This is a genomic window from Burkholderiales bacterium, from assembly GCA_013695435.1.
Classification (GTDB): domain Bacteria; phylum Pseudomonadota; class Gammaproteobacteria; order Burkholderiales; family JACMKV01; genus JACMKV01.
In genome coordinates, this window is sequence record JACDAM010000141.1 from 1 (window position 1) to 26542 (window position 26542).

At 60.1% G+C, this 26542-nt stretch carries 29 protein-coding genes; 17 read left to right on the forward strand and 12 right to left on the reverse strand.

Translation table 11 applies throughout. The annotated features are described in order from the left end of the window. The 6 genes from H0V78_07215 to H0V78_07240 form a co-directional block, all read left to right on the forward strand. On the forward strand, positions 1-186 hold a 186-nt coding region (locus H0V78_07215; protein MBA2351567.1), incomplete at its 5' end, for a DUF2244 domain-containing protein. After that, positions 183-1310: a cytochrome c oxidase subunit II gene (gene coxB, locus H0V78_07220; GenBank protein MBA2351568.1), complete on the forward strand. Its 1128-nt coding sequence runs from the start codon at positions 183-185 to the stop codon at positions 1308-1310. The genes H0V78_07215 and coxB, both read left to right, overlap by 4 nt. Before the next feature lie 54 nt (positions 1311-1364). After that, positions 1365-2951 carry a cytochrome c oxidase subunit I gene (gene ctaD, locus H0V78_07225; protein MBA2351569.1) on the forward strand — a complete coding sequence of 529 codons (1587 nt, stop codon included), beginning with the start codon at positions 1365-1367 and terminating at the stop codon, positions 2949-2951. A gap of 89 nt (positions 2952-3040) precedes the next feature. Then, on the forward strand, positions 3041-3565 hold the full coding sequence (locus H0V78_07230) for a cytochrome c oxidase assembly protein (protein MBA2351570.1): 525 nt from the start codon (positions 3041-3043) through the stop codon (positions 3563-3565). Between the two features lie 12 nt (positions 3566-3577). Continuing rightward, positions 3578-3796, forward strand: coding sequence for a DUF2970 domain-containing protein (locus tag H0V78_07235; GenBank protein MBA2351571.1), 219 nt, complete (start codon positions 3578-3580; stop codon positions 3794-3796). A 116-nt stretch (positions 3797-3912) separates the two neighbouring features. Next, positions 3913-4770, forward strand: coding sequence for a cytochrome c oxidase subunit 3 (locus tag H0V78_07240; protein MBA2351572.1), 858 nt, complete (start codon positions 3913-3915; stop codon positions 4768-4770). A gap of 70 nt (positions 4771-4840) precedes the next feature. Here the strand turns inward: H0V78_07240 and H0V78_07245 are convergent, their stop codons facing one another. Next, a complete protein-coding gene (locus tag H0V78_07245) occupies positions 4841-5029 on the reverse strand; it encodes a twin transmembrane helix small protein (protein ID MBA2351573.1) in 189 nt (62 codons plus the stop codon). A 106-nt stretch (positions 5030-5135) separates the two neighbouring features. On the opposite strand from H0V78_07245, the gene H0V78_07250 reads away from it, so the two are divergent. The 5 genes from H0V78_07250 to H0V78_07270 all read left to right on the forward strand — a co-directional run bounded on the left by H0V78_07250 (position 5136) and on the right by H0V78_07270 (position 8885). Continuing rightward, positions 5136-5795: an SURF1 family protein gene (locus H0V78_07250; GenBank protein ID MBA2351574.1), complete on the forward strand. Its 660-nt coding sequence runs from the start codon at positions 5136-5138 to the stop codon at positions 5793-5795. Then, a complete protein-coding gene (locus H0V78_07255; protein ID MBA2351575.1) occupies positions 5774-6328 on the forward strand; it encodes a cytochrome C oxidase subunit I in 555 nt (184 codons plus the stop codon). The genes H0V78_07250 and H0V78_07255 overlap by 22 nt, the downstream gene beginning before the upstream one ends. 76 nt (positions 6329-6404) lie before the next feature. Then, positions 6405-7400: a COX15/CtaA family protein gene (locus tag H0V78_07260; protein MBA2351576.1), complete on the forward strand. Its 996-nt coding sequence runs from the start codon at positions 6405-6407 to the stop codon at positions 7398-7400. Further along, complete coding sequence (locus tag H0V78_07265; protein MBA2351577.1) at positions 7385-8278, forward strand: protoheme IX farnesyltransferase; 894 nt, start codon at positions 7385-7387, stop codon at positions 8276-8278. The genes H0V78_07260 and H0V78_07265 overlap by 16 nt, the downstream gene beginning before the upstream one ends. A gap of 7 nt (positions 8279-8285) precedes the next feature. Then, entirely contained in the window at positions 8286-8885 is a 600-nt protein-coding gene (locus H0V78_07270) for an SCO family protein (protein MBA2351578.1), read from the forward strand. A gap of 127 nt (positions 8886-9012) precedes the next feature. Here H0V78_07270 and H0V78_07275 read toward each other — a convergent pair whose 3' ends face one another. From H0V78_07275 to ftsY, 6 genes are all read right to left on the reverse strand, one after another. Then, entirely contained in the window at positions 9013-9474 is a 462-nt protein-coding gene (locus H0V78_07275; GenBank protein ID MBA2351579.1) for a hypothetical protein, read from the reverse strand. 65 nt (positions 9475-9539) lie between these two features. Next, entirely contained in the window at positions 9540-9836 is a 297-nt protein-coding gene (locus H0V78_07280; protein ID MBA2351580.1) for a hypothetical protein, read from the reverse strand. 208 nt (positions 9837-10044) lie between these two features. Further along, positions 10045-10905 (reverse strand): RNA polymerase sigma factor RpoH, encoded by an 861-nt coding sequence (gene rpoH, locus H0V78_07285; protein ID MBA2351581.1) that lies wholly within the window; start codon positions 10903-10905, stop codon positions 10045-10047. An 80-nt stretch (positions 10906-10985) separates the two neighbouring features. Further along, complete coding sequence (locus H0V78_07290) at positions 10986-11942, reverse strand: ABC transporter permease (GenBank protein ID MBA2351582.1); 957 nt, start codon at positions 11940-11942, stop codon at positions 10986-10988. Beyond that, positions 11939-12643: an ATP-binding cassette domain-containing protein gene (locus H0V78_07295; protein ID MBA2351583.1), complete on the reverse strand. Its 705-nt coding sequence runs from the start codon at positions 12641-12643 to the stop codon at positions 11939-11941. The genes H0V78_07290 and H0V78_07295 overlap by 4 nt, the downstream gene beginning before the upstream one ends. Then, positions 12640-13770 (reverse strand): signal recognition particle-docking protein FtsY, encoded by a 1131-nt coding sequence (ftsY, locus tag H0V78_07300; GenBank protein MBA2351584.1) that lies wholly within the window; start codon positions 13768-13770, stop codon positions 12640-12642. The genes H0V78_07295 and ftsY overlap by 4 nt, the downstream gene beginning before the upstream one ends. Before the next feature lie 108 nt (positions 13771-13878). Between ftsY and H0V78_07305 the strand changes: the two genes are divergently transcribed. The 5 genes from H0V78_07305 to H0V78_07325 are packed head-to-tail and all read left to right on the forward strand — an operon-like array spanning position 13879 to position 18073. After that, complete coding sequence (locus H0V78_07305) at positions 13879-15306, forward strand: insulinase family protein (GenBank protein ID MBA2351585.1); 1428 nt, start codon at positions 13879-13881, stop codon at positions 15304-15306. Beyond that, positions 15296-16651, forward strand: coding sequence for an insulinase family protein (locus tag H0V78_07310; protein ID MBA2351586.1), 1356 nt, complete (start codon positions 15296-15298; stop codon positions 16649-16651). Before H0V78_07305 ends, H0V78_07310 begins: the two co-directional genes overlap by 11 nt. A gap of 49 nt (positions 16652-16700) precedes the next feature. Next, positions 16701-17264, forward strand: coding sequence for a 16S rRNA (guanine(966)-N(2))-methyltransferase RsmD (gene rsmD, locus H0V78_07315; protein ID MBA2351587.1), 564 nt, complete (start codon positions 16701-16703; stop codon positions 17262-17264). Positions 17265-17270: 6 nt separating this feature from the next. Further along, the gene (gene coaD, locus H0V78_07320; GenBank protein ID MBA2351588.1) at positions 17271-17768 is read left to right on the forward strand and encodes a pantetheine-phosphate adenylyltransferase; all 498 of its coding nucleotides are present in this window, start codon (positions 17271-17273) and stop codon (positions 17766-17768) included. Positions 17769-17788: 20 nt separating this feature from the next. Then, positions 17789-18073, forward strand: coding sequence for a YfhL family 4Fe-4S dicluster ferredoxin (locus H0V78_07325; protein MBA2351589.1), 285 nt, complete (start codon positions 17789-17791; stop codon positions 18071-18073). A gap of 38 nt (positions 18074-18111) precedes the next feature. Here H0V78_07325 and H0V78_07330 read toward each other — a convergent pair whose 3' ends face one another. The 5 genes from H0V78_07330 to H0V78_07350 all read right to left on the reverse strand — a co-directional run bounded on the left by H0V78_07330 (position 18112) and on the right by H0V78_07350 (position 24106). Next, the gene (locus tag H0V78_07330) at positions 18112-20061 is read right to left on the reverse strand and encodes a dynamin family protein (protein MBA2351590.1); all 1950 of its coding nucleotides are present in this window, start codon (positions 20059-20061) and stop codon (positions 18112-18114) included. Between the two features lie 79 nt (positions 20062-20140). Beyond that, entirely contained in the window at positions 20141-20956 is an 816-nt protein-coding gene (gene mutM, locus H0V78_07335; protein ID MBA2351591.1) for a bifunctional DNA-formamidopyrimidine glycosylase/DNA-(apurinic or apyrimidinic site) lyase, read from the reverse strand. A 2-nt stretch (positions 20957-20958) separates the two neighbouring features. Continuing rightward, on the reverse strand, positions 20959-22353 hold the full coding sequence (locus H0V78_07340) for a GldG family protein (protein ID MBA2351592.1): 1395 nt from the start codon (positions 22351-22353) through the stop codon (positions 20959-20961). A gap of 27 nt (positions 22354-22380) precedes the next feature. Next, positions 22381-23124: an ABC transporter permease subunit gene (locus tag H0V78_07345; protein ID MBA2351593.1), complete on the reverse strand. Its 744-nt coding sequence runs from the start codon at positions 23122-23124 to the stop codon at positions 22381-22383. A gap of 46 nt (positions 23125-23170) precedes the next feature. After that, a complete protein-coding gene (locus H0V78_07350; GenBank protein MBA2351594.1) occupies positions 23171-24106 on the reverse strand; it encodes an ATP-binding cassette domain-containing protein in 936 nt (311 codons plus the stop codon). A gap of 217 nt (positions 24107-24323) precedes the next feature. Between H0V78_07350 and H0V78_07355 the strand changes: the two genes are divergently transcribed. Beyond that, complete coding sequence (locus H0V78_07355) at positions 24324-26162, forward strand: tetratricopeptide repeat protein (GenBank protein MBA2351595.1); 1839 nt, start codon at positions 24324-24326, stop codon at positions 26160-26162. The last annotated feature ends 380 nt before the right edge of the window (positions 26163-26542 follow it).

The window sequence follows — 26542 nt, forward strand, 5'->3', positions numbered from 1 at the left end:
GAATTACGGCGCGTCGAAATCAACTGTTTCTGGGCGCGCGTCCAGTGCGACGCGGGGCAACGATTGACGGTGCGCTCGCACGGGCGCGAAATCGAGTTCGGCCGGCATCTGACCGGACGCCAGCGCATCGCTCTCGCGCGGCGGCTGAAAAAATATCTGGGCACTGCTTATTCGGGGGGAGTATGAAAGCCAGGCTGGCAAACACCATGGTGGGCGGCTTCGTCGCTCTCTGCACCGCCGTCATGTCAGGGGTCGCGCACAGCGCTTTCGAGCTCAACCTGCAGCCGGCGCAAACCGAAATGGCGCGCCAGATGTACGACTTGCACAATCTGATTTTGCTGGTTTGCGCGGTCATCTTCGTAATCGTGTTCGGCATCATGTTTTATTCGATCGTCAAGCATCGCCGCTCAGTCGGACACAAAGCCCAGCACTTCCACGAAAACACCACGGTCGAGATTCTGTGGACCATCATCCCGCTGTTTATTTTGGTCGGCATGGCTTATCCGGCGACCAAAACCATACTCGCGATGAAGGACACTTCGTCGCCCGATATGACCATCAAGGTCACGGGCTACCAGTGGAAGTGGGGGTACGATTATCTGCAGGACGATATCCACTTCTACAGCAACCTGACGACGCCCACGGCGCAGATTCGAAACAACGAGCCCAAAGGCGAACACTATCTGCTCGAAGTCGATAACCCGATGGTCGTGCCTACCGGCAAGAGAGTCCGTGTGCTGTTGACCGCGAATGACGTAATCCATGCCTGGTGGGTTCCGGCGCTCGGGGTCAAGCAGGATGCGATCCCCGGTTTTATCCGCGACAGCTGGTTCAAGGTCGATAAGGAAGGCACCTACCGCGGCCAGTGCGCCGAACTATGCGGCAAGGATCACGCATTCATGCCGATCGTAGTCGAAGCCGTTTCTCCCGAAAAATATGCACAGTGGGTCGCCGCGGAAAAACAGAAGTCGGCGGCAACCAAAGTCGACCCGAACAAGAAGTTTGCACTCGACGAATTGAAAGCGCTGGGCGAGAAGGTTTACGCGAGCAACTGCGTTGCCTGCCATCAGGCCAATGGTCAGGGATTGCCCGGCGTGTTCGCCGCAGTGGATGGCTCCAAGATCGCGACCGGCGACAAGAACGCGCACATAGACATCGTGCTGAACGGCAAGCCGGGAACCGCCATGGCGCCTTTCAAGCAGTTGTCGGATGTCGATATCGCGGCTGTCGTTACCTACGAGCGTAATTCGTGGAGCAACAAGACCGGCGACGCCATCCAGCCGACTGAAATCAAGGCAGTGCGCAAATAGGCGGCGCCAGCGCATAAGCCAACATCCGCATAACGAAGCTGACAGGAGAAGACCATGGAAGCAGTTCAGGGGCACGACGATCATTCGCATGATCACGGTCACGGCTATCAAGGCGGCGTCATGCGCTGGATCACGACGACCAACCACAAGGACATAGGCACGCTGTATCTATGGTTCAGCTTCATCATGTTTCTGTCCGGCGGAACGATGGCGCTGACCATACGCGCCGAGCTGTTCCAGCCCGGTCTGCAAATCGTCGAGCCCGAATTTTTCAACCAGTTGACCACCTTGCACGGCCTCCTCATGGTATTCGGGGCGATCATGCCGGCCTTCGTCGGCTTCGCCAACTGGCAGATTCCGATGATGATAGGCGCGCCCGACATGGCGTTTGCGCGCATGAACAACTGGAGCTTCTGGCTGCTGCCGCCGGCGGGGCTGTTGCTGTTCGGCTCGTTCCTGGTGCCCGGCGGCGCGGCGGCTGGCGGCTGGACGCTGTATGCTCCGCTGTCGATCCAGCTCGGCATCGGCATGGATTTGACGATCTTCGCGATTCACATCATGGGCGCGTCGTCGATCATGGGCTCGATCAACATCATCACGACGATACTGAACATGCGCGCGCCCGGCATGACCTTGATGAAAATGCCCATGTTCGTCTGGAGTTGGCTGATCACCGCGTATCTGCTGATCGCGGTCATGCCGGTGCTCGCGGGTGCTGTGACCATGCTGCTGACCGACCGCCATTTCGGAACCAACTTCTTCAACGCCGCGGGCGGCGGCGATCCGGTCATGTTCCAGCATATCTTCTGGTTCTTCGGCCATCCCGAGGTCTACATCATGATTCTGCCGGGCTTCGGCATCGTCTCGCAGATCATTCCGACTTTTTCCCGTAAACCGCTATTCGGCTATGCAAGCATGGTTTACGCGATGTCGTCGATCGCGATTTTGTCGTTCATCGTCTGGGCCCATCACATGTTCACCGTCGGCATGCCGGCGGCTGGGCTGCTGTTCTTCATGTACGCGACCATGCTGATCGCGATCCCGACCGGGGTTAAGGTATTCAACTGGCTGGCCACGATGTGGCGCGGCTCGATGACCTTCGAGACGCCGATGCTGTTCGCCGTCGGCTTCATTTTCGTGTTTACCATGGGCGGCTTCACCGGGCTGATCCTGGCGATCACCCCGGTCGATATTCAATTGCAGGACACCTATTACGTGGTCGCGCATTTCCACTATGTGCTGGTGGCGGGCTCTTTGTTCTCGCTCTTTGGCGGCATCTACTATTGGCTGCCGAAATGGACCGGCCATATGTACGACGAGAAGCTCGGCCAGATCCATTTCTGGTTGTCGATGATTTTCTTCAATCTGACGTTTTTCGTGATGCACTTTCTCGGGCTTGCCGGAATGCCGCGCCGCGTTCCCGATTACGCGACGCAATTCGCCGAGTTCAATATGATCGCGAGCATCGGCGCGTTTGGCTTCGGCCTGAGCCAGCTTCTATTCCTGTACATCGTCCTGAAATGCATCCGCGGCGGCGTCAAGGCGCCGGCGCGCCCGTGGGAGGGCGCCGATACGCTGGAGTGGACGCTGCCTTCGCCCGCGCCTTATCACAGCTTCGAAACGCCGCCGGTCGTCAAATAACAATGTATGCAGCCGAAATGGCGCACGGCGCTGATACTCTCCGCAATAGCGGCAGCTTTCTTTCTCGCCGTGATACTTAAGCGCTGCGCATGAGCGCCCTCGGCTCAAACCGCTTTTTGCTGCGCAAACTTCTGGTCGTAGCAGCCGTAATGTTCGGCTTCGGTTTCGCGCTCGTGCCGCTGTACAAAAAGATTTGCGAGGTGACGGGCATCAACAACATCGCGCGCGCCGACACAGTCGAAAACAGCCAGATCGACACATCGCGCTGGCTGACTATAGAGCTGGACGCGAATACGCGCGACCAACTGCCGTGGACCTTCTCGCCGCTGCAAAAGACCATACGCGTGCACCCCGGCGAACTCGTCCATGTCGAATACGAAATCAGCAACCCTTCCGGCAGCGCCGTAACGGGCCAGGCGGTTCCGAGTTATGGTCCGCAGTTGGCCGGCTTGTATTTCAGAAAGCTCGAATGTTTCTGCTTCACGCAGCAGCAACTGGCTGCCGGGGAAACGCGCCGCATGCCCGTTGTTTTCGTGATCGAACCCAGCCTTCCGGACGATGTGAATACGATTACGCTGTCGTACACTTTTTTCCCGATCGAAGGACGCGGGTAAGCTGCCCGTGCGATGACCGAAGCGCCCGAGCCGGCTGAGCCGGCCCGCAAAGGGTCAGCCCTGCAAGCGGCGAAAGCGGTGTTCTGGGCTTTTTTGGGCGTCCGCAAACGCAAGCACGGCGAGTCGGATACCGTCAGCCTGACTTTGGGCCAGGTCATCGTCGCCGGAATAGTTGGCGCGCTGTTATTTGTGATCGGGTTGGTGGTGCTGGTGTCTTATGTTACGCGCTGATCAGGCGATCATTTGTGGAGCGCTGGTCCAACGAAGTACCGCGCGCAGCACCGCAATGCTAGCCCGCGATTTCAGGAATTGAGTCATTCAAGAGGATAAAGGAGGGGGAGATCATCATGGCGCATGAAGCGAGTCACAGTCATTACTACATTCCGCAGCCTTCGCATTGGCCGATTTTCGGCTCGATCGCATTGCTCACGATGGCGACCGGTGCGGTGATGTGGATCAATGGCGTCGGTGAAAGCGGCAAATGGGTGGTGGCCGGCGGGTTTGCCGTGCTGATCTACATGATGTTCGGCTGGTTCGGCGTGGTCGTGCGCGAATCCGAAGGCGACAAATACAACAAGCAGGTCGATACATCGTTCCGCTGGGGCATGAGCTGGTTCATCTTTTCGGAGGTCATGTTCTTCGCGGCGTTCTTCGGCGCGCTGTTTTATATGCGCGTGCTGTCGGTGCCCTGGCTCGGTGATATGGAACACAAGATTCTCTGGCCCAATTTTACCGCTGAATGGCCGGTGGTCGGGCCTGGTCTCGACACCCGGTTTACGCCGGTGTCGGCATGGGGAATTCCAGCATTGAACACGCTGATCCTGCTGAGCTCTGGCGCGACTGTCACCTGGGCGCATTGGGGTTTGAAGAAGAACAATCGCAGCCAGTTGATACTCGGCCTGTTTCTGACCGTCGCACTGGGCGCCACGTTTTTGGGACTGCAAGTTTACGAGTACGCTCACGCCTACTCGGAACTGAATCTGAAACTGACGTCCGGCGCGTATGGTTCGACTTTCTACATGCTGACCGGCTTTCACGGTTTCCATGTGACCATCGGCACGATCATGCTGATCGTGATTTTGTTCCGCAGCATGGCCGGACACTTCAGCGCGCACCACCATTTCGCTTTCGAGGCAGTGTCGTGGTACTGGCACTTCGTCGACGTTGTCTGGCTGTTCCTGTTCGTTGTCGTGTACTGGCTCTGAGCAGCTTCCGCGTGATTTCGGCGAGGATAAACGCTTATCGCAATGCTGTATCGCAGAGCGCTGTTACAGGCTACTTGGTCAGGATGCCGAACTGAAATCCCAGCAGCAACAACACAAACAAGGTGATGGACAAGGCGACGCGCACCGTTAACGCTTTGACGGTCCGGTCCGATTGTCCTTGGTCTTTCACCAGGTAATAGAGCGCGGAACCGAGACTGTAGAGAATGGCGACAAGGAACAGGATGATGACGATTTTCATGATTTTTCGCTCGAATCTGCCGCCAGTCTAGCCTAAGCATTCGGTGCCTGTCAGCCGCTATCGTTTCAGACCGAAAATATGGTCGTCGTCCTTGGCGGCAATCGGAATCGCCGTAACGTTGAGCCTCGCCAACTGGCAACTGGGCCGCGCCGCCGAAAAAGCGGGCAAACAGGAGAGCCTGGAAAAGCGGGCCAACGAGCCGGCCGTTCGGGTTCCGGTGACTGTCATCGACGCGGCCGATTTCGAGTTTCGTACAGTCGAAGTTTCCGGAAGGTTCGAACCCAGGCATACGATCTATCTGGACAACAAGATATCGGCCGGCAAGGTCGGTTTCGAGATCGTCACGCCGCTGCGGATCGACGAAAGCGGGCGCTACGTCCTGATAAATCGCGGTTGGGTCGCGGCGAACCGGAAGCGCAGCGAGCTGCCCGTCGTCGCCACGCCGAGCGGAAGGGTTTTTATCACAGGTACCGCAGTCGTTCCCGGCAATAAAATACTCGAGCTGTCGGAGCAAACCGGCGAAGGCGCGATCCGGCAAAACCTGGTACTCGATCGATATCGCGAAAGCAGCGGGTTGGATGTGCAACCCATCGTGATCCAGCAAACCAGCGCGCCAGACGACGGCCTGCTGCGTCGCTGGGCGCGCCCCGACGCCGGTATCGCAAAACATCAGGGCTATGCTTTTCAATGGTTTGCGCTGGCGCTGACGATACTGGTCATTTACCTCGTATTGAACGTGAAAAAGTGCTCGATCGAGGCCGAATAAAACTGTTACTGATCGCCTTGATTTGCGCAGCGCCGACCGTCGCGGCCTATCTGGTCTACTATTTCTGGCAGCCGCAAGCGCGCGTCAACTATGGCGAACTGATCGAGCCCAGGCCTTTGCCGGAAGGCATTTTGGGCGGCGGCCAAACGCCCATCTCCGAACTCAAGGGCAAATGGGTGATGATGACCGTCGATTCGGGCGCGTGCGATGCCTATTGCCGCGAAAAGCTTTACACGCTGCGCCAAGTCAGGTTAACCCAGGGGCGCGAGATGGCCCGCATCGCTCGCGTCTGGCTAATCGACGACAATCGGCAACCGGAAACGGCGCTGCTCGCCGATTACGATGGCACGACACGTCTGCACCCTTCGAGCCGCGTGCTGCAACAGGCGTTTCCGGCCGAGGCATCGCGACGCGATCATATTTACCTGATCGACCCTTTGGGCAACCTGATGATGCGTTACCCGAAGAATGCCGATCCGGGCAAGATCGTGAAGGACCTGGCGCGCTTGCTCAAAGTATCGCGCATCGGCTGAACGCGCCCCGGTGCGCGGATCGGCATTGGGGCGAATTGATCCGCGCGGCCGGCAACCAGGTGAATCCAAATCCGACGTGCTGAAAAAACTTGTTACAGCCGCGACTTTCCTGGCTTTCTTCGTCATCGTCTTCGGCGCGTTCGTGCGCCTGTCCGATGCCGGGCTCGGCTGCCCGGACTGGCCGGGATGCTATGGCAAGCTCGTCGTCTCAATCGAAGCGCCAAACCATGCGCGCGCGCACGAACTGAACGAGCGCAAAGCCTGGATCGAGATGACGCATCGCTACCTGGCCGGAACGCTGGGCTTGTTGATTCTGGCGATCGCCGGGTTGTGGTGGAGAAACCGAAATCATTTCGGCTCGCCGGCGCTGGCCTTGTGCCTGGTCGCACTCGTGGCATTCCAGGCGTTGCTAGGTATGTGGACAGTGACCCTGCTTCTGAAACCGGCGGTCGTGACCCTGCATTTGCTGGGCGGCATGGCAACGCTGGCCTTGCTGGTTTGGCTGATGATGCGGATTTCCGTCCGCGCGCGAGCCGCGCCGCATCGACATGGCGATGCGCGGAACCTCGGCGCGGCTGCTCTATGGGGGCTTGTCATTCTCATCGTCCAAATAGGCCTCGGCGGCTGGGTCAGCAGCAATTACGCGGGGCTTGCCTGCCCCGACTTTCCTCTTTGCGATGCACAGTGGGTGCCGGAGATGGCGATCGCCTCGGGATTTCACGTCGTCCGCGAGCTCGGTGTCGACGCGGCGGGCGAACCGCTGTCGCCGCTAGCCTTGAACGCGATTCATTGGCTGCACCGGCTGGGCGCCTTCGTCACCTTCATCTATCTCGGCGCGCTGGCGGTCTGGCTGGCGAGAAAAAATACGCTGCGAGTGTATGCCGGCTTGCTGGCCGGCCTGCTCATCATCCAGATCGGACTCGGCGCGGCGAATGTCTTGCTCGGTTTGCCATTGGCGCTCGCGGTTCTGCACAATGCGGTTGCCGCCTTGCTGCTGATGACGATGGTAATGCTAAACTTTCGTGTTACAAGCAAAGGAAGCAAAGGAGAAACCGCATGGCAGCAGGCATGACATTGCAACAGACCGGTGTGCGCGTCGGGCAGTTTTACCGCCTGTGCAAGCCGCGCGTCGTCTCGCTGATCGTGTTTACAGCCATTATCGGCATGTGTCTGGCGACGCCTGGCGCGGTTCCGCTCGCTGTGCTGGTTTTCGGCACGATCGGAATTGCGCTCGTCGCCGGCGCCGCGGCTGCCATCAATTGCCTCGTCGAGCAGAAAATCGATGCGATCATGGCCAGGACGCGGGCGCGCCCCTTGCCCCGCGGCCAAGTCACCTCAAAGCAAACCCTGGCGTTCGCCGCGATCATCGGCGGCAGCGGCATGCTGATCCTGTACCGCCTGGTGAATCCCTTGACCATGTGGCTGACCCTGGCCACTTTCGTCGGCTACGCGATCATTTACACCATCGTGCTGAAGCCGGCGACGCCGCAGAATATCGTGATCGGCGGCGCTTCCGGGGCAATGCCGCCGGTTCTCGGCTGGGCGGCCGTCACCGGCAGCGTGTCGCCCGATGCGCTGCTGCTTTTCCTGATAATTTTCGCGTGGACGCCGCCGCATTTCTGGGCGCTCGCCCTGTATCGCCGACACGAATATGCCAAGGCGAACGTGCCGATGCTGCCGGTCACCCATGGCGACAAATTCACGCGCCTGCACGTTTTGCTGTATGCGGTGATCCTCGCCGCAGTCAGCTTGCTGCCATTTGCGACGCGGATGAGCGGGTGGCTTTATCTGGTCTCCGCGATCGCGCTCGATGCCGTGTTTTTATACTATGCGGCCAGGATTTACTTCGACTACAGCGATCAGCTCGCATGCCGCACCTTCCGCTACTCGATCTTCTACCTGACTGCGCTGTTCAGCGCGCTGCTGGTCGATCACTATCTGCCGATCTAGCTAAAGGATGACGGCGCCTCCGTCGCTGAAATCCGTCTGGCGGTTCCTCGCGCTGGCGCTGCTGCTAGGCACCCTCGCAGCGTGCAATAGCCCTGAGCAATTCAAGTCGACCGATGTCACCGGCGCGACCTTTGCGCGTGATTTCGCCCTCACCGACCATCATGGCAAAGCGCGCAGCCTCGTCGATTTTCGCGGCAAGGTGGTCGTACTGTTCTTTGGCTTCACGCACTGCCCCGACGTGTGCCCAACCACGTTGGCCGAGTTCGCGCAGATGATGAAACTATTGGGCAATGACGCCGAACAGGTTCAGGTCTTGTTCGTCACCGTCGATCCCGAGCGCGATACCGAAGCGCTGCTTGCGCAATATGTTCCTTCGTTCCACCCTGATTTTCTGGGCGTGCGCGGCGATGCCGAGGCAACGGCGAAAACGGCCGCCGAATTCAAAATCCTCTACGAAAAGCGGCCCAGCGAAAAAAGTTACACCATGGATCACTCCGCCGGTACCTACATCTACGACCAGGCTGGACGCCTGCGGCTGTTCGCCAGTTATGGCATGGGCGCCGAGGCGCTTGCCAGTGACGTGCGGGATTTGCTGAACGACGGCTGATTAGCGCAAGAGAGCAAATGCTGCGCGGCCTTCCGTAATCCGCAGCCATAAAAAGTAAACCAGAGCCATGAAAAAGCCCCTCATCAGAGGGGCTTTTTGCGCCCCGCTTAAGCGGGGCTTACTTCGCTTAATAACCCTTGGGCGCTGTCTCTCCCGGCTCGCCGGCTTGTCCCGCCTGTCCAGGCGCTGGTTGTCCCGGCTGGTTGCCCTCGCGGGCGGCGGCGCTGAACGACTTGCCTTCGGCGGCCGAGATGCGGCCGTCCTTGTCGGCGTCCATTGCGTTGAAGTCCATCTCGCCGAAATCGACCATTTTCTGCGCTTCGGCCTGGCTGACGTAACCGTCTTTATCCATATCCAGCGTCAGCGGATCGAAATCATCGTGCGGCGCGCCGGTTGTGGAAGCGGCGGCGCCAGTGCTTGCACTGCCGGAAGGACCAGCCTGGCCCGAAGCCTCGCCGGGTTTTTCGTTTTCCACGGCGGAGTCGCTGAGGGGCTTGCCTTCAGCGGCCGATTTGCCAGCGGAATCGGTCGCGAAAGCGGCGCCCGAACCCATCAGAAGTGCAAAAGCTATTGCAGTTAATTTATTCATGATCTCCTCGATAGATTGAATCTACGCTCGCTCCGATCCCGGAGCGAGCGCGTCTAACGGGCGTATTACCGGGTTTGTTGCTTTTCGGCTTCACCGCTATATGACTTTCCTTCAGCAGGCGTCGAGCTTGGCGCGTTGGCGTCTTTGGAAGGGCTGGCCGAGCCAGCCGGACCGGCTTGGCCTTCGGTCGTGGTCTGCTGCTTTTCGGCTTCACCGCTATATGACTTTCCTTCAGCAGGCGTCGAGCTTGGCGCGTTGGCGTCTTTGGAAGGTGAATCCGCGTTGGTTCTGGATGCATCGGTTGCCATGGCAACGCTGGAACCCATGGCCAGCGCCAATGCAAGTGCGGTTAATTTGTTCATTCGTTATCTCCGTAAGTTGTGAGCTGGCAATAGCCAGTTGCATAACCGGGAGCAAGCGCCGTGCCATCTAACTAATCATTAAAGAACAAGCATTTAAGCGCTAGCGGATTTGCGAAATGTGGTTAAAACCATCGGTAGAAATTACAAACGCGCTAACCCTCTAGCGCGTTTGAATATTTTTTGTCGTCTCGGGGAGACAAACAGGCGGTTATGTCGAGAGCATCAGGCTTTTCATTTTTTTCAACGCCTTCTGTTCGATCTGACGCACCCGCTCGGCGGAGACGCCGAGTTCAGTGGACAGCTGGTGCAGGGTGGCGTGATCTTTTTCGCGCAGCCAACGCGCTTCGATGATGCGTTTGCTGCGCGGATCGAGGCTGACCAAAGCGTTTTCAAGATCGATGGAACGCGCACGACCCGTCTGTTCAGCTTCGAATATCCGCGCCGGCTCCGCGTCGGCATCCGACAAGTAAGCGATCGGACTCAGGCTTTCCTCACCGTCTTCGTGCAACGGTTCGAGCGCAATGTCCTGACCGCCGAGGCGCGTTTCCATTTCGGTCACGTCCTCGGGCTTCACGCCAAGGCGCAGCGCCATTTCAGACGTCGCCGTCGGATCGAGCGGCCCCAGATCTTTTTTCAGACTGCGCAGGTTGAAGAATAGTTTGCGCTGTGCCTTGGTCGTTGCGATTTTTACAATACGCCAATTGCGGAGAACGAATTCGTGAATCTCGGCGCGTATCCAGTGCACGGCAAACGACACCAGCCGCACGCCGCGCTCGGGGTCGAAACTCCGTACCGCCTTCATCAAACCGACGCTGCCTTCCTGGATCAAATCGGCCTGCGGCAAGCCGTAGCCGGTATAACCGCGGGCGATGGCGACGACGACACGCAAATGCGACAGGATCAACTGCCGCGCGGCGTCGAGATCGCCATGATGTTTCAGCCGGCGCGCGTAAGTGGTCTCCTGCTCCTGGGTCAGAAGCGGAAAGTGGCTGACGGCGCGAATATAACTTTCCAGGCTGCCGGTCGCCGATGGCAGCGGAAAATTCAGGGCAGAAAGAGCGCTAGTCATTGGTTATCAAGTTAAATTTCAAATTAGCAGACATGGACTAAGAGTGCCAGAAAAGGATCAAGTTCCCGCAACCGTGCTCGCTAAATCGACTGTTTCAGATGCCGCCCGACCGATAGCCGCGCGCCGAGCCAGCCAAGTACCGCCGAAAACGCCAGCACCGCCATACTGTCGCCATAAGCCAGGCCTCGCAAGCGGAAATCAGCCGCATACAGCTCCGCGAACGCGCGCATATTTTCGTCGAGCAGAGCAAAGGCCGCGGCGATAATCAGGCAAGCAAGCAGGCCGCCTATGAAGCCTTGGGCCGCGCCATAATAAAGGAACGGCCGGCGGATGAACGGATCGGTTGCGCCGATCAACCTCGCGACTTCGATCTCGTCGCGCAGCGTCAGGATCTGCAGGCGGATCGTATTGAACACCACGGCTATCAGCGCAACGCTCAGAAGTGTCGCCAGAAACAAGGTCGCGAGGCGGCCGAATGCGACGGCCGCAGCCAACTTCTCCGCCCATGCCGAATCGAGCGTCGCGTGCTCGACAGCGGGCCACTGCGCGAATTCGGCGCGCATTTTGTCCAGCGTGCGCGGCTCATCGCTGTTCGCGTTGATGACGAACGCGTCAGGCAAGGGGTTGTTCGCCTGCTCGTCAACGTTGCGAGCGTTCCGAGCCGGCTCGCCTTGCTGCCGGTGCGACAGTTGAGCGATGACGTCGCCGAGGCCGGCCTGCTGCCGGAATTCTTCCAACGCGTTTTCGCGCGGAACGAATGCGAATGACGCGATACCAGCGTTCTGGCGCAATCTGCTTTCAATCGCCGCGGTATCGGCTGCCGAGGCATCGAGGGTCAGAAACAGACTGATCTGCGGTTTGCGCTCGAGATTGCCGGCGAAACGCTGCAAATTGTCGAGCCCCGCGTACAGTCCAGCGGGCAAACTCAGCGCGACGCCGAATACCAGGACGTTGAGCGCCGTTGCCAACCGCGCCCGCCCGAGCTTTGCCAACGAGGCCGATAACGCGCGCACATGCTGGGCAAACCAGGCCTTCATGCGTGGCGTTCCGCCATCACGCCGTGTTCCGCTTCCGCCACCAGCTCACCCTGCTTGAGCGCGATGGTGCGCGGCGCGACGCGCGTCAGCATGGCCTCGTCGTGGGTGGCGATGACGACAGTCACGCCGACCCGGTTGAACGACTGAAACATGCCGATAATGTCGTTGGCATAAGCCGCGTCCAGATTCGCGGTTGGCTCATCGGCCAGCAGGAAACTCGGCCGGTTGACGACGGCGCGCGCGATGCACAGGCGCTGCTGCTCGCCGCCGGACAAGGTGATCGGCCAGGCTTTTTCCTTGCCGAGCAGGCCGACCTTGTCGAGCGCGGCGCGCACTCTCCGCGCCGCTTCGCGCCGCTCGAAACCGGCGATTTCGAGCGGCAGGACGACATTGGCGAACACCGTCCGATCGAACAGCAGTTTATGCTGCTGGAATACGAGCCCGAAATTGCGGCGCAGAAACGGCATCGCGGCAGGCTTCAGCTTGCCGACGTTCTGGCCGTTGACGATGACGCTGCCAGCCGACGGCAACTCGATTCCGGCGATCAGTTTCAGCAAGGTGCTTTTGCCGGCGCCCGAGTGGCCGCTGATGAACACCATCTCGCCCGGCTGTATGGTAAAGCTGATGTTGCTGAGCGCGCTGTAAGCCTGCGAGCTGCGGCCTTGCGGATAACGCTTGAAAACCTGGCTGAGGCTGATCACGGCCGGGAATAGCCGCCTTCCGGTCCTTGTTGCGGCTGGCGCTCGGCGTGCAGGTCTTCGGGCCGGCGCTCGAACAAGGCGTTGACAAATTCAGCGGCGTCAAACGGGCGCAGATCGTCGAGCTTTTCGCCGACGCCGATGAAGCGGATCGGAATCGGCTTCTGCCGTGCGATCGCGGCAATGACGCCGCCCTTGGCAGTGCCGTCGAGCTTGGTCAGCACCAGTCCGCTGACATCGAGCGCCGCATCGAAAGCGGCGACCTGGGCGATGGCGTTCTGTCCGGTGTTGGCGTCGAGCACCAGAAGCGTCTCGTGCGGCGCGCCGGGCAGCGCCTTGTCGATCACTTTTTTGATTTTCCTGATTTCCGCCATCAGATGAAGCTGCGTCGGCAAGCGCCCGGCGGTGTCGGCGAGCACGATGTCGATGCCACGCGCCTTCGCCGCCTGCACCGCATCGAAGACCACGGCCGCGGCATCGCCCGATTCCTGGGTAATGACGACGACATTATTGCGCTCGCCCCACACCATCAGTTGTTCGCGGGCGGCGGCGCGGAAAGTGTCGCCGGCGGCGAGCAGCACCGAATGACCCTGCGCCTGGAAATATTTGGCCAGCTTGCCGATCGACGTGGTCTTGCCGGCGCCGTTGACGCCGGCGAGCATGATCACGAACGGCCGCTGGCGCGTGGTGTCCAGAGGCTGCGCCAGCGGCGCCAGCAATTCGAGCAAGGCCTCGCGCAGCGCCGATTGCAACTCTATCGGCTCGGTAAATTTGCCGCGTTTCGCGCGCAGTCTTATATCGTCGATCAGGTGAGTCGTTGCGGCGATGCCGACATCGCAACTCAGCAGCACCGTTTCGAGTTCTCCGTACAGCGCCTCATCGATCTTCTTGTGGCCGCCGAATAGCCCGGTCAATTGCCGGTTGAGCTGGTTGCGGGTGCTGGCAAGACCCTGTTTCAGTCTCGCCGCCCAGCCTCCGGCCTTTTTCCCAGCATCGCTGGTTTGCGCAGTACTTTCGCTTTCGGCCAGTTGCCTGGACTCGAATTCGACTTCGGGCGGTTTTTCTCCGGCGTGCTCAAGGGCGACGTCGTTTTCCGCCGGCTTCGGGGTTTTCCTGAAGAAACTAAGCATGGTGAGGGATGTCAGAGCAGCACCCGACCATCTGGGCGCGCAACCGCGATTTTATTCTGATGGTCTTCCCATAGCCAGCCTTATTCCTGACGCTTATTGCCAAACATAATGACCGACTTCCGAACTGCCCCGTCGCCGCCCTCCCGATGTTTTCGAAATCTCGTCCGACGCAGTCTGCTGCTTCTCTCGCTCGGCTTTCCGCTTGCTTCCCCGGCTGCCGATCAAACCCGGAATATTCATGAGACCACGCTGAAAAACGGCATGCGGGTCATCGTCAAGGAGGATCATCGCGCGCCGGTAGTCGCGTCGATGGTCTGGTATCGCGCCGGCAGCATGGACGAATTCAACGGCACGACGGGTGTCGCCCACGTGCTCGAACACATGATGTTCAAAGGCACAAAAGCGGTGCCGGGCGGCGAATTTTCGCGCCGTATCGCAGCCGCCGGCGGCAAGGACAACGCGTTTACCGGCAAGGATTACACGGCGTATTTCCAGCAGTTGCACAAATCGGAATTGCCACTTGCGCTGAAGCTCGAGGCCGACCGCATGCAAAACCTGATTCTGACTGCCGAGGAATTCGGCAAGGAAATCAACGTCGTCATGGAAGAGCGGCGCTGGCGCACCGACGACAAGCCGCACTCGCTGGTTTATGAGCAACTGATGGCGACGGCGTTTCGCGCGCACCCGTACCGGGCGCCGGTCATCGGCTGGATGAACGATCTGCAGAACATGAGCGTCGGCGACGCGCGCGCCTGGTACCAGCGCTGGTATGCGCCGAACAACGCAATACTGGTCGTCGTCGGCGACGTCGAAGCGAAGCGTGTATTCGAATTGTCCCGAAAGCTGTTCGGCGATATCAAGCCGCATCCGCTGCCTGAACGCAAACCGCAAACCGAGCCCGAACAAACCGGAACGCGCCGCGTCACGGTCAAGGCGCCGGCGGAATTGCCGTACCTGATGATGGGCTATCACGCGCCGGTGTTGCGCGATGCCGAGCGCGACTGGGAGCCCTATGCGCTGGAAATCCTTGGCGGCGTGCTCGATGGGCACGAGGCGGCGCGATTGAATCGCGAACTGGTCAGGGAGCAGCGTTTGGCCAGTTCTGCCGGCGCCGGTTACGACAGTGTCGCGCGCGGACCCGGCACGTTCCTGATCGACGGCACACCATCGGCGGGCAAGTCGGTCGAAGAGCTTGAAGCGGGCATTCGCGAGCAGATTCAGAAAATCGTCGAACAGGGTGTCACCGAAGAGGAGTTGAAGCGCGTCAAGGCGCAGGTCATCGCGTCGGAAGTATTTTCGCGCGATTCGATGTTCTATTCCGCGATGCAGATCGGCTCGCTGGAAACCGCCGGCGTTTCGTACAAATCGCTGGACACGCAATTGAAGAAGTTACAGGACGTGACCGCCGAGCAGGTGCAGGCGGTGGCGAAGAAATACCTGACCGATGACAACCTGACCGTCGCCGTCCTCGATCCGCAGCCGCTCGAGCAAAAGCAGGCCGCGCAGCCGCCCAAGGGTTTACGCCATGCAAATTAGAATCGGATCTAAAACCCTGTTGCTGTTCGCAACGCTTGCTGCTGTGGCGGCTCTCGTGTTTGCATCGGCGGCGCAGGCCGCGCTGCCGATCCAGCACTGGAAGACTGAAAGCGGCGCCAACGTTTATTTCGTCGAGAATCGCGATTTGCCGATGATCGATGTCAGCGTCGATGTTCCGGCCGGATCGAGTTTCGACGTTCCTGGTCAATCGGGCCTCGCCAGTTTGACGCAATACATGCTGCGTCTGGGCGCCGAGGGCTTGTCGGACGACGAAATCTCCAAGCGGCTCGCCGATGTCGGCGCGCAACTGACCGGCCGTTTCGATCACGATCGCGCCGGCTTGTCGCTGCGCACCTTGTCGAGCGCACGTGAGCGCGAACAAGCGCTCGATGTTTTCGCGCGCGTGCTGCAATCGCCGCAGTTTCCGCAGGATGTCCTCGAGCGTGAAAAAGCGCGCGTGATCGGTGCGCTGCGTGAAGCCAATACCAAGCCCGAATCGATCGCCGAGCATTCGTTTTTCGCGATGCTGTACGGCGATCATCCGTACGCGCTGCGTACCTCCGGCGAGGTCGAAACCGTCACCGATCTAAAGCGCGAAAATCTGCAGCGGTTTTATGCCGATCACTACAGTTCGGCCAATGCCATCGTCGCCATCATCGGCGACATCAGCCGTACCGATGCCGATGCGATTGCGGAGCGCGTGACCGGGAAACTGCCGCGCGCCGGGGTCCCCGCCACCGCGATTCCGGACGTGCAAGAGCTGCAGGCGGCCAAGGTCGAGAACATCCCGCATCCGGCTTCGCAAAGTCACATACTGCTCGGCGCCGTCGGTATTCCGCGCAATCATCCGGATTACTTTCCGCTATTCGTCGGCAACTATGTGCTGGGCGGCGGCGGTTTCGTTTCGCGCTTCATCGAGGAAGTGCGGCAAAAACGCGGGCTCGCCTACAGCGTATACAGCTACTTCATGCCATTGAAGGAAGCCGGACCCTTTCAGATCGGTTTGCAGACCAAAAAAGAGCAGGCCGACGACGCGCTTCTGGTCGTCCGCAAAACGTTGCGCGAATTTCTCGCCGGCGGGCCGACCGCAGCCGAGCTGAAGGCCGCCAGGCAGAACATCATCGGCGGATTCCCGCTGCGCATCGACAGCAACAAGAAGATTCACGAATACCTGGCGGTGATAGGCTTTTATAAACTGCCGCTCGATTATCTCGACACCTTCACGAAAAATGTCGAAAAAGTCACCACCGCTGATATCAAGCAGGCGTTTTCGCGCCACGTCGATCCGGATCGCATGGTGACAACCGTGGTCGGGGCAGCCGAAAAACAGGCCCAGGCCAAGTAGTCGCCAGCCGTACCACCAGACCGGCAACGGCAAATCAAGGCGCGCACCGTTGCGCGGCAAGAACACGGTTCGCATCATAGGCGGCGCCTGGCGCAGCCGCCTGATCGAATTTCCGTCCAATCCGACCCTGCGGCCCACGCCCGACCGCGTCCGCGAGACGCTATTCAATTGGCTCGGGCAGCAGCTCGACGGCCTGTCGTGCCTGGATTTGTTTGCGGGCAGTGGCGCGCTCGGCTTCGAGGCGGCTTCGCGCGGCGCGGCGCGTGTCGTCATGGTCGATAATGACGATGACGTATACAATGCGCTGCGGGCAAACGCCGCAAAGTTGCAGGCGGCAAGCGTCGAAATCGTTCGCGGCGACGGGCCGCGTTTTATACGGGATGTGGGCGAGACATTCGACCGCATCTTTCTCGATCCGCCGTTCGATTCCGGTCTTGCGCCGCAGCTTTTGCCGCAGCTTTTGCCGCGGCTTGCTCCGAACGGACTGGTCTACCTGGAGGGCCCGCGAGCGCTGCCGACGTCCGAAGACTGGGCCGCAGTCCGCAGCAGCCGGGCAGGGCGAGTGCATTACCAACTACTGGGGCGGGCTTCCGAGTATGGCGATGAATGTTAACCGGACATGCTGACCAAGGCGGTTTACCCTGGCACCTTCGATCCTCTGACGCGCGGTCACGAGGATCTGGTGCGGCGCGCGGCGAATATTTTCGACAGTGTCGTCGTCGGCATCGCCGACAGCCGCCACAAACGCCCGTTTTTTTCCCTGGACGAGCGCGTCGAAATGGCCAAGGCCGTGCTCGCCCACCATGCGAACGTCGAAGTCGTCGGCTTTGACGGGTTGCTGCTCGATTTATTGCGCGAGCATCGCGGCAACATCATTCTGCGGGGCCTGCGCGCGATTTCGGATTTCGATTACGAATTCCAGATGGCCGGCATGAACCGCAAACTCCACCCCGAAGTCGAAACACTGTTTCTGACGCCGTCCGATCAATACATGTTTATTTCGGCGACCATGGTGCGCGAGATCGCGATGCTCGGCGGCGATATCAGCGAATTCGTCGATCCCAGGATTTGCGCGCAACTGAACGCCAAGGTTCACCACGACCGCCGGAAAACCTGACGCGCGATGAGAGGCGGTTTATGGCTTTGATGATTACCGACGAATGCATCAATTGCGACGTGTGCGAGCCCGAATGCCCGAATGGCGCGATCGCGCAGGGCGAAGAGATTTACGTCATCAATCCGAAGCTTTGCACCGAGTGTGTCGGCCATTACGCGACGCCGCAATGCGTGGAAGTGTGTCCAGTCGACTGCATTCCGCTGAACCCGGATGTGGTTGAGAGCAAAGAGCAGCTTCAAGAGAAATATCTGAAGCTGCTTGCCGCCAATCCCGCAGCCGGCTCCGAGCCAACGCTGGCGAAATAGAAACGAGGTTCTTCGCGTTCATGACGATTGGATAAGCTCTAAGCCGCCTTCTGGCGCTTATCCCCAATTTCGAGCGCCGCGCTCAGCTTCACGCGCTGGAATCCAACTTCGCTGAGCTGCCGGCCCAGATCGATCGCGTTGTGCTGCAGTTCGGTGATGCGCTCTTCGAGCGAACCGGTGGCCGCATGGATGTGCTGGATGCTGTCGAGCCGGCGCCGCAGTTGCAACTGATGTTCACGCATGCGCGTTTCCATCGGCGTCATAACCGCAATCAGCCAGTTCTCGACGTCGCGGTTCGCGATCTCGAAGGTATAGAGAACGCGGCTGGCGAGCGTTTCGAAAAACTTGTGCACCAGCGTCGACTTGCGGTTGATCAGCATGGTTCGCGTCGTGTTGAAATGTTTGTTGTAGCTGTTCTGCAGGCGCTCGATTTCGCGCAGATACTTGGCGGTCGAAAACGACATCGGGCTGACGTGGGGGATGCCGTGCTCCTGGCTGAACTTGCTGTACATCGCATCCATCATTTCCAGAATTTCGCCGACCTGGCGCGTCGCTTTCCACAGATTCTGGCTGACTGCAGAGAAAAACTGCGTCATCGCCTCGCGTATGCCCTTGCTAAAGCGGCTTTTGTGCATCGCCGCGCGCGTGCGCTCAACTTCGGCTTTCAGCGCGTCCATGCCGAGATAGCCGTGCAGCGTGTTGGTCTGCTGAGAAAAGATGCTGCGCACCGCCTGAAAGCGCTGCAGGCCCTGATCGAAACTGTCTTTCTCTTTTTGCGCCTTCTGCATCATGTGCGCGATCAGGTCCTTGTTCTTGCCGCGCAGCGCCGACAACTCCTCGAGCTGCCGGCGGGTCGCCGAGCGCCGCGAATCGAGCAGCGAGCGCGTGTTGTTCAGAAGATCGTCGACCTCGCCGTATATGGTTTCGCGCACGATCTCCTGCTTGGCCGGAATCAGGTAATCGGACAGCGCTTTTTCGAGTAGCGGCAGGCGGCTTTTCGCCAGCAGGCTGGCGTCCTTGCGAACCTTGGCGACCATCGCTTTCTGAGCCGAAACCGGGAACACCTGGCTGACGCTGACGTTCAGCAGCGCGGCCGTCGATTTCACCTGTTTGACGATTTCCTGCTCGATTTCGGCAGGCGTTTTCAATTCATCCCACAAGCCGTCGATCTTGTTCAGCACCACCATGCGGCCTTTCTTGCGGCCTTGCAGATTGGCGATATGCTGGCGCCAGATGTCGCTGTCGGTTTTGGTCACGCCGGTGTCGGCGGCGAGAATGAACAGCACGGCATGCGCGTTCGGCAGCAAATTCAGGGTCAGTTCCGGCTCGGAGCCGATCGCGTTCAGGCCCGGCGTATCGAGAATCACCAAACCTTCCTTCAAGAGCGGATGCGGGAAGTTGATGATCGCGTGCCGCCAGCAAGGAATCTCGATTGTCGCGGCGGCGTCCACAAGCAGCGCGTCGTCCTTGTTTCCCTCGTGATAGAGGCCGTACCCGCTCGCTTCCTGCAGCGTCACGCGGCGCGTCAGGCTGACTTCGTGAAAGGCCTGGAGGATCGATTCGGGCGAATTTACGTCGAGGGGCACGCGATGCCAGGCTTCCGGTTTGCGCTTGTACTCGGTTGTGCTGGTGGAATTGGCGCGCGTTTCGATGGGCAAAAGCTCGATGACCGGCGCGCGCGTCTCGTCGAACAGAATCTCGGTTGGGCACATGGTCGTGCGCCCGGCGCGCGACGGCAGCAGGCGCTGGCCGTAATCGGCGAAGAAGATGGCGTTGATCAGCTCGGTTTTGCCGCGCGAGAATTCGGCGACGAAGGCGACGTTCAGCTTGTCGTCGGACAAGCGGTCGAGCAGGCGCTGGATGCGCACCTTGATATGCGCGTCATCGAGCTCCTGCGTGCGCAACCAATCGCGATGCGCGGCAATGCTGTCCGACAGTCGGACGCGCCATGCGCTGTAGACCTGTAAATCAGCGACGAGATGCTGCATAAGGGTTCATAAACCGTCTGTTACTTGAGTTCCTTGAACTTTAGCATAAAGCTTCAGCAACGTAAGGACTTATCTGCACTTAACGCTGGCAGCACGCGCAGTAAAAAGTCGAACGCTGGCCGATTCGCAGCGCGCGCACCGGCGAACTGCATTGCGGACACGGCAGATTGGCGCGGCCATAAACCGCGTACTGCAGTTGAAAACAACCGAATTCGCCATCACTCGCGACGTAATCGCGCAGGCTGCTGCCCCCTGCCGCGAGCGCCGCTTCGAGCGTCTGTTTGAGCGCGATGACCAGGCGTTCACATCGCCCACGGGACAAACGCCCGGCGGGCGCACTCGGGCGTATGGCGGCGGCATAGAGCGCCTCGTTCGCGTAGATATTGCCGATCCCGGCAACGATGCGGCTGTCGAGCAGCAAGGCCTTGATGCTGGCGCTGCGTCCGCGCGTTGCCTTGTGCAGCACGGCGCCGCTGAATTGATCGGACAACGGCTCGGGCCCCAATCCGGCTAGCAGCGGATGCGTCAGGGGATCGCCGTCCTGCCACAACACGGCCCCAAACCGCCGCGGATCGCGCAGCCGCAGCATCACGCCGTTTTCCAGAATGAGGTCGAAGTGATCGTGCGCCGCCGCCGCGCAACCCTCCCGCAGAATCCGCAGACTGCCCGACATGCCGAGGTGCACGATCAGCGCGCCGTCGCCGCAATCGAGCAGCAGATATTTGGCGCGGCGTCTGACCTCACGGATGGTTTTGCCGGCCAGCAGCGCGGCAAGCTGTTTCGGAATCGGCCAACGCAAAGAGGCATTGCGGATCACTACGCGGACGATGCGCTGCCCCGAAAGCGCCGCCGCCAGACCGCGGCGTGTGATTTCGACTTCAGGAAGCTCGGGCACGGTCAGAACTTGCGCCTGCGCCAGCGAATCGCAGCGCCGGCGATCAGAAACGCCAGCGGCAGCCCGATCAGGAAAACAACGACGATGGCGGTTTGCGCCGTGCGCCCGAGGTGGAGATCGCTGTCGATACGGGCCGACGGTTGTATCACGATCAGATTGTCGTCGCGCGCGAGCCAGTTGACCAGATTGACGCCGAGTTCCAGATTGCCGCCGAGGCCGATGTAGGCGTTGGAGAGGAAGTGCCCGCTGCCGACGATGGCAATGCGCTGCTCCTGCGCAGCTTTCTGTTCCGGCCGCTGCCGGCCCAGCGGCCGGCCCAAGGCGACGGCGACGATAATCGGTCCGGGCTTGTCGCTCGCCGCATCGAAGCTGACAGTCTGGTCGAGCGCGCCTGTCTCGAGCCATCCGCGCGGCGCGACCTGCACCAGCGGTGTTGTCTGCCAGGCCGATCCCGGTTCGCTTGCGATCTGGCGCGCGAACGGCAATACCGTATTCAATGTGAAATCGCGCGTCACCGGGTGCTTGCCGAATTCCGGACTGATTGCCGAGCCGACCGCCATCGTCGCCTCAACCTTCAACTCGGCCGCCGCCGGATCGACGACAACACCGTCGGTCAGACGCAACTGCAGTTGCTCGGCGACAGCTTCCAATCCGTGCAGCGGCTCCTGATCGATCAGCCACAGCAGGGCGCCGCCGCGCGCCATGTAATTGTTCAGCTTCCTGACTTCGGCCGGCAGCAAATCGACGCGCGGGCTGGCGATGATGAGTGCGGCGACGTTGTCCGGGACTTCCTGCGCCAGGCTCAGATTCAGGGCCGCTGTTTTGAAGCCGCGCGTTTCAAGCTGTTTGCCGAACTGGCCGAGATCGTGGTTGGCGGCGCCATTCAATTTGCGCTCGCCATGGCCATCCAGATACATCACCAGACGCTCCTCCGAGCGCGCGAGACGGACAAGCAGATTGCTCAGCGCCTGTTCGGTAAAGGTCGTCAGATGCTCGCTTTTCTGACCGTGTTGGACGACGAGTTCGCCATTGGTCTGCACACCGGCCGCGCTCGCCGCCTGGGGCTCGGCTTTCGGGTCGACAAAGCGCAGCTTGATGTTCGGCTTGGCCGCCTGGTACGGTGCCACGAAATCGCCGATCAGCTTGCGCAAGTCGCCGAGACGAGCGTCCTGGCCGGGCGCGGCGTAAGCCGTGATAGCGACCGGGCCGTCGAGCTGCTGCAGGATATTGCGGGTTTCCGCGCTCAGCGTATTGCGGGCGTTTTGCGTAATGTCCCAGCGCAGGCGATGCTGATCGGCCAGAAGGGCTAACGCGCCGATCAGGCATACGAACAGCAGCGTCAACGCCCCGCCGCGCAATGCATGCCGGGCGCGTCGCCTGCGTTCGAGCCGTTGCACGCCTCGTTTCGATTCGGCCGGCACGCTTCAGCCGCGCAGCCGTTCGCCGTGCAGGCGACGGATCGCGAGCACGAGAAAAAGGATCACGAAAAGCATACAGAAGGCGATATCCGCGGTATCGAGAACGCCTTTATTGAAGTTGCCGAAATGCCTGAGCAGCGAGAAAACATGCAGCGGGCTGTCTGGATCGGTGACCGAAAAATCGATCAGCGCCAGCCCGACCAGAAGGGCGAGGGCGCCGATCGCGGCAACCACCGGTTGCGCGGTCAGGCAGGAAACCCAGATTCCGGCGGCGACAAAACTCGCGCTCAGCAGGGCGAGGCCGAACACGTTTGCGAGCAGCAGGCCCACATCCAGGGTTCCGCCAGCAAACAGCGTCAACGACATGGCTCCGGCCAGCGCCATAACGATCAGCAGAAAAGCCATCAGCCCAAGGAATTTGCCGAGGACAATGGCCGTCATCGACAACGGCGACGATAGCAGGAAGGCCATGGTCTGCTGACGGCGCTCCTCGGCGATGCTGCGCATGGTCAGCAATGGAACGGTCATCAGCAGAATGCCGGCGGCGGCAGCGAACAAGGGCATGACGATAATTTCGGTCGCGCCCGGCGCGTTCGGCGATTGGCTCAGTTGCGGCTGAATTTGCAGGAAAACATCGAGCCGCGCCAGGAAGATCCAGGCGAGAATAATCTGCAACAGCGCCACAATCACCCAGCCGAGCGGGGCGACGAACAGGGCGCGCAATTCCTTGGCGGCGAGCGCCAGCATCAGCGCAATGCCATGCCGAGGTTTCCCACTAAATGCATCATTAAATGCATCATGCGGCGACGTCATCCTCGGTCAGTTCCGAGAACACCTGCTCCAGGCTGGTTTCAGCCGATGCCAACCGGAACAGACCCCAGCGCCGTTCGACGGCGCGCGCCAGAACGGCATCGGTAGCGTCGCTCGTTTCGTGGCGGATGCGGAAGGCGCCGTCGCCCAAATCGTCTGCGCCTGCTACGCCTGGAATGCTGACGATTTCGGCAAACGCAGGCGGCGCGCGCAGGGCGATCTCGATGCCGCCCGCACTGCGCAACTGCTTCAAGCTGGCGATGCTGCCGCTGAAGACGGCGTGGCCGCGGTGCATGATCTGGACGCGATCGCAGACTGCTTCGACCTCGGGCAGAATGTGGGTCGACAGAATGACGCTCGCCTCCTGCCCCAGTTCGCGTATCAATTCGCGGATTTCGCGAATCTGGTTCGGGTCCAGCCCGACCGTCGGCTCATCGAGAATCACCACTTCCGGGTCGTGGACGATCGCTTGTGCGATGCCGATGCGCTGCTGATAGCCTTTGGACAGCGTCGCGATGATGCGGCGACCGGCTTCGGATAGTCCGCAACGCTGCTTTGCCCGCCCCACGGCCTGATCGACACGAGCTGCAGCGACGCGATGCAGCCGCGCTGCGAGCTGGAGGAACTCATCCACAGTCAGATCGCGGTACAGCGGGGGTGTTTCCGGCAAATAGCCAATCCGTGCTTTGGCGGAGACCGGGCACCTCATTAGATCGATCCCGCAAATTCGCACCGACCCCGCGCTCGGCGCCAGATTGCCAGTCAACATGCGCATGGTCGTCGATTTGCCGGCGCCGTTCGGCCCGAGGAATCCCAGTATTTCGCCGCGCCGAAGTTCCAGGGTGACGTCGCGAACGGCCGCGTGCGCGCGGTACTGGCGACTCAGTTTTTCGGCGTAGACTGTGAGATCGGGTGCGCTCAAAGTTGGCGAGTGGGGACGGTGGCATGACGCCTGAACAGAAGGCGAGGGAGCCGGCGCGCAATGCGCGTACCGCAGTCTGCTTGTCGAGCGTCTCAAATATAACCTAATATGTCCCTGATCAAGAAGAACCTGCCGGCATTCAGGGCTTCTAAACCGATGCAGTAGCGAGCGCAGGCTTATTCAAGTCGCACCGAAACACAAACCGTAGGGATGTTTTATGTTCAAGAGCCGTATTTGTCACCTTCGCGCCGATCAGGCTTTGCTGCGCGCCGCCACGGGTTTTGTTAATTCCGCCAGATCGATGGCATCCCCGGTTTCAGCGTTGCTGATTCTCGCCGGCTTGCTGACTGCCTGTGCGCAACAGCCGGTCGCTCCCACCGATGCCGATGCGATAAAGGTCGCCGCGGAACAGGGCGCGGCGAAAATACCTGCCGAAGGCTCGCAGGATGGCCGAGCGCTCCCGGCAAACCAGCTCGACGAGCAGACTCTGTATCAGTTTTTGCTAGCCGAAATCGCGGGCCAGCGCGGCCGTTTCGACCTTGCGACACGCAATTACCTCGAAATGGCGCGCGAAACGCGCGACCCGCGATTGGCCCAGCGCGCCGCCGAAATCGCCATCTTCTCGCGTTCGCCCGATGCCGCGCTCGAAGCCGCGCAAATCTGGATCGAAGCGGAACCCGAATCCGTGACCGCCGCACAGACGATAGCTGCGTTACTTGTCAATTCAGGGAATCTCGAAGCGGCCAAGCCGCATTTGCAGAAACTGCTGAATGCCGACGCCGAAAATCTCGGCCAAGTGTTTCTGCAGCTTAACGGCTTGCTTGCAAAGCACGCCGATAAGGAAGCGATTGTGAAACTGATTCAGGAACTTGGCCAGCCTTATCCGGGCGTCGCCGAGGTCGAGTTCGCCGTCGCCCAAGCCGCTTATAACGCAGGCAAGTACGACATTGCCCTGAATAGAGTGCGCGCTGCGTCCGGGTTGCGCCCGGATTGGGAGCTGGCGGCGCTGTTCCAGGGGCAGATTCTGCAGCGCGAGTCGGACGCGGCTGCTTTGGCTTTTTTTGAGCAGTATCTGAAGACCAATCCGAAAGCCAAAGAAGTCCGGCTGAATTACGCGCGGCTCTTGTCCCGCGAAAAGCAATATGCCGAGGCCAAAGCCGAATTCCAGCGCCTGACCGCCGATCACCCGAACAACCCGGACGTTGCGCTGGCGATCGGTTTATTGTCCATGCAGCTCAAGGATTACGATGCCGCGGAAGCGCAATTGACGCGCGTGCTGGAACTGCAATACCGCGAGCCCGACGTCGTACGTTTCTATCTTGGCCAGGTTAACGAAGAAGCCAAGCGCTACGACCGCGCGCGCCAATGGTACGCAAGCGTGAACGAGGGAGAACAATATTTGCCTGCGCAGATACGGATCGCTGGCTTGCTGGCAAAGCGCGACAAGTTGTCCGAAGCCCGCCAATACCTGCACGAAATCGACACCAAGAACCCGCAGCAGCGCGTGCAGCTTGTGCAGGCCGAGGCGCAATTGCTGCGCGAGGCGACGGCGTATCAGGAATCCTACGATGTCCTGGCGCGCGCGCTGCAAAAAGAGCCGGAATCGCCCGAATTGTTGTACGACCTCGCCATGGCCGCCGACAAGATCAATCGCCTGGATGTGCTTGAATCGAATCTGCGCAAATTGATCGAACTCAAGCCGGACTATGCGCACGCATACAACGCGCTCGGTTATACGCTGGCCGACCGCACGGATCGCGTCAAGGAAGCGATCGGTTTTATCGAAACCGCGCTTGAATTATCGCCCGATGATCCGTTCATCATGGACAGCATGGGCTGGGCGCATTACCGTAAAGGCAACCTCGATCGCAGCCTGGAATTCCTGCGGCGCGCCTATGAGAGCCGGCCCGATCCCGAAATCGCTGCGCATCTTGGCGAAGTGTTGTGGGCGCAGGGAAAAAAAGCCGAAGCGGAAAAAATCTGGCGCGAGACTCTGAAGGACAATCCGGAAAACGAATCGCTGCAGGCGGTGCTTAAAAAGTTTGCCTTGCAGTAAAGAGGCTCTGAGCAAGTTGTCATCCCGCGCACGCGGGAAGGTGCATTCACGTTTGAAGTAAATGCCTGGGCTTTCGAACGCCGGCCGAGATATTCCGCGGATTCCTTGAACCGTTGCATGACCTACGACCGGCAGAGCGGCCTTGTTCGGCTGCCGGCTGGCGATGAGCACGCGCGAGCGCCGCTCGTGCGTGACTAAAACGGCCTGGCCATAGCGGGCAAACAGCATGAGATCGGCTTCCCAGTGTCCGGGATCAAGGCGCGTGCTGATCTCGGGGCAGCGCTCGGCAATCGGCACGCGATGCTTGATACGGAGGATGGAGCTGCCGCCTCTTTGACCCAAACGGCCGCGCCGCGACTTATGCCGTGGCAACAGACGAT

What these genes read in the sequence shown, in the direction of transcription:
- H0V78_07355 (MBA2351595.1), top strand. Translation starts at nt 24,324, where the DNA reads ATGTTCAAGAGCCGTATTTGTCACCTTCGCGCCGATCAGGCTTTGCTG.
- H0V78_07240 (MBA2351572.1), top strand. Translation starts at nt 3,913, where the DNA reads ATGGCGCATGAAGCGAGTCACAGTCATTACTACATTCCGCAGCCTTCG.
- H0V78_07275 (MBA2351579.1), bottom strand. Translation starts at nt 9,474, where the DNA reads ATGAATAAATTAACTGCAATAGCTTTTGCACTTCTGATGGGTTCGGGC.
- ctaD (MBA2351569.1), top strand. Translation starts at nt 1,365, where the DNA reads ATGGAAGCAGTTCAGGGGCACGACGATCATTCGCATGATCACGGTCAC.
- H0V78_07310 (MBA2351586.1), top strand. Translation starts at nt 15,296, where the DNA reads ATGCAAATTAGAATCGGATCTAAAACCCTGTTGCTGTTCGCAACGCTT.
- H0V78_07290 (MBA2351582.1), bottom strand. Translation starts at nt 11,942, where the DNA reads ATGAAGGCCTGGTTTGCCCAGCATGTGCGCGCGTTATCGGCCTCGTTG.
- ftsY (MBA2351584.1), bottom strand. Translation starts at nt 13,770, where the DNA reads ATGCTTAGTTTCTTCAGGAAAACCCCGAAGCCGGCGGAAAACGACGTC.
- H0V78_07235 (MBA2351571.1), top strand. Translation starts at nt 3,578, where the DNA reads ATGACCGAAGCGCCCGAGCCGGCTGAGCCGGCCCGCAAAGGGTCAGCC.
- H0V78_07265 (MBA2351577.1), top strand. Translation starts at nt 7,385, where the DNA reads ATGGCAGCAGGCATGACATTGCAACAGACCGGTGTGCGCGTCGGGCAG.
- coxB (MBA2351568.1), top strand. Translation starts at nt 183, where the DNA reads ATGAAAGCCAGGCTGGCAAACACCATGGTGGGCGGCTTCGTCGCTCTC.
- H0V78_07330 (MBA2351590.1), bottom strand. Translation starts at nt 20,061, where the DNA reads ATGCAGCATCTCGTCGCTGATTTACAGGTCTACAGCGCATGGCGCGTC.
- coaD (MBA2351588.1), top strand. Translation starts at nt 17,271, where the DNA reads ATGCTGACCAAGGCGGTTTACCCTGGCACCTTCGATCCTCTGACGCGC.
- H0V78_07325 (MBA2351589.1), top strand. Translation starts at nt 17,789, where the DNA reads ATGGCTTTGATGATTACCGACGAATGCATCAATTGCGACGTGTGCGAG.
- H0V78_07270 (MBA2351578.1), top strand. Translation starts at nt 8,286, where the DNA reads ATGACGGCGCCTCCGTCGCTGAAATCCGTCTGGCGGTTCCTCGCGCTG.
- H0V78_07280 (MBA2351580.1), bottom strand. Translation starts at nt 9,836, where the DNA reads ATGAACAAATTAACCGCACTTGCATTGGCGCTGGCCATGGGTTCCAGC.
- H0V78_07305 (MBA2351585.1), top strand. Translation starts at nt 13,879, where the DNA reads ATGACCGACTTCCGAACTGCCCCGTCGCCGCCCTCCCGATGTTTTCGA.
- H0V78_07230 (MBA2351570.1), top strand. Translation starts at nt 3,041, where the DNA reads ATGAGCGCCCTCGGCTCAAACCGCTTTTTGCTGCGCAAACTTCTGGTC.
- H0V78_07245 (MBA2351573.1), bottom strand. Translation starts at nt 5,029, where the DNA reads ATGAAAATCGTCATCATCCTGTTCCTTGTCGCCATTCTCTACAGTCTC.
- rpoH (MBA2351581.1), bottom strand. Translation starts at nt 10,905, where the DNA reads ATGACTAGCGCTCTTTCTGCCCTGAATTTTCCGCTGCCATCGGCGACC.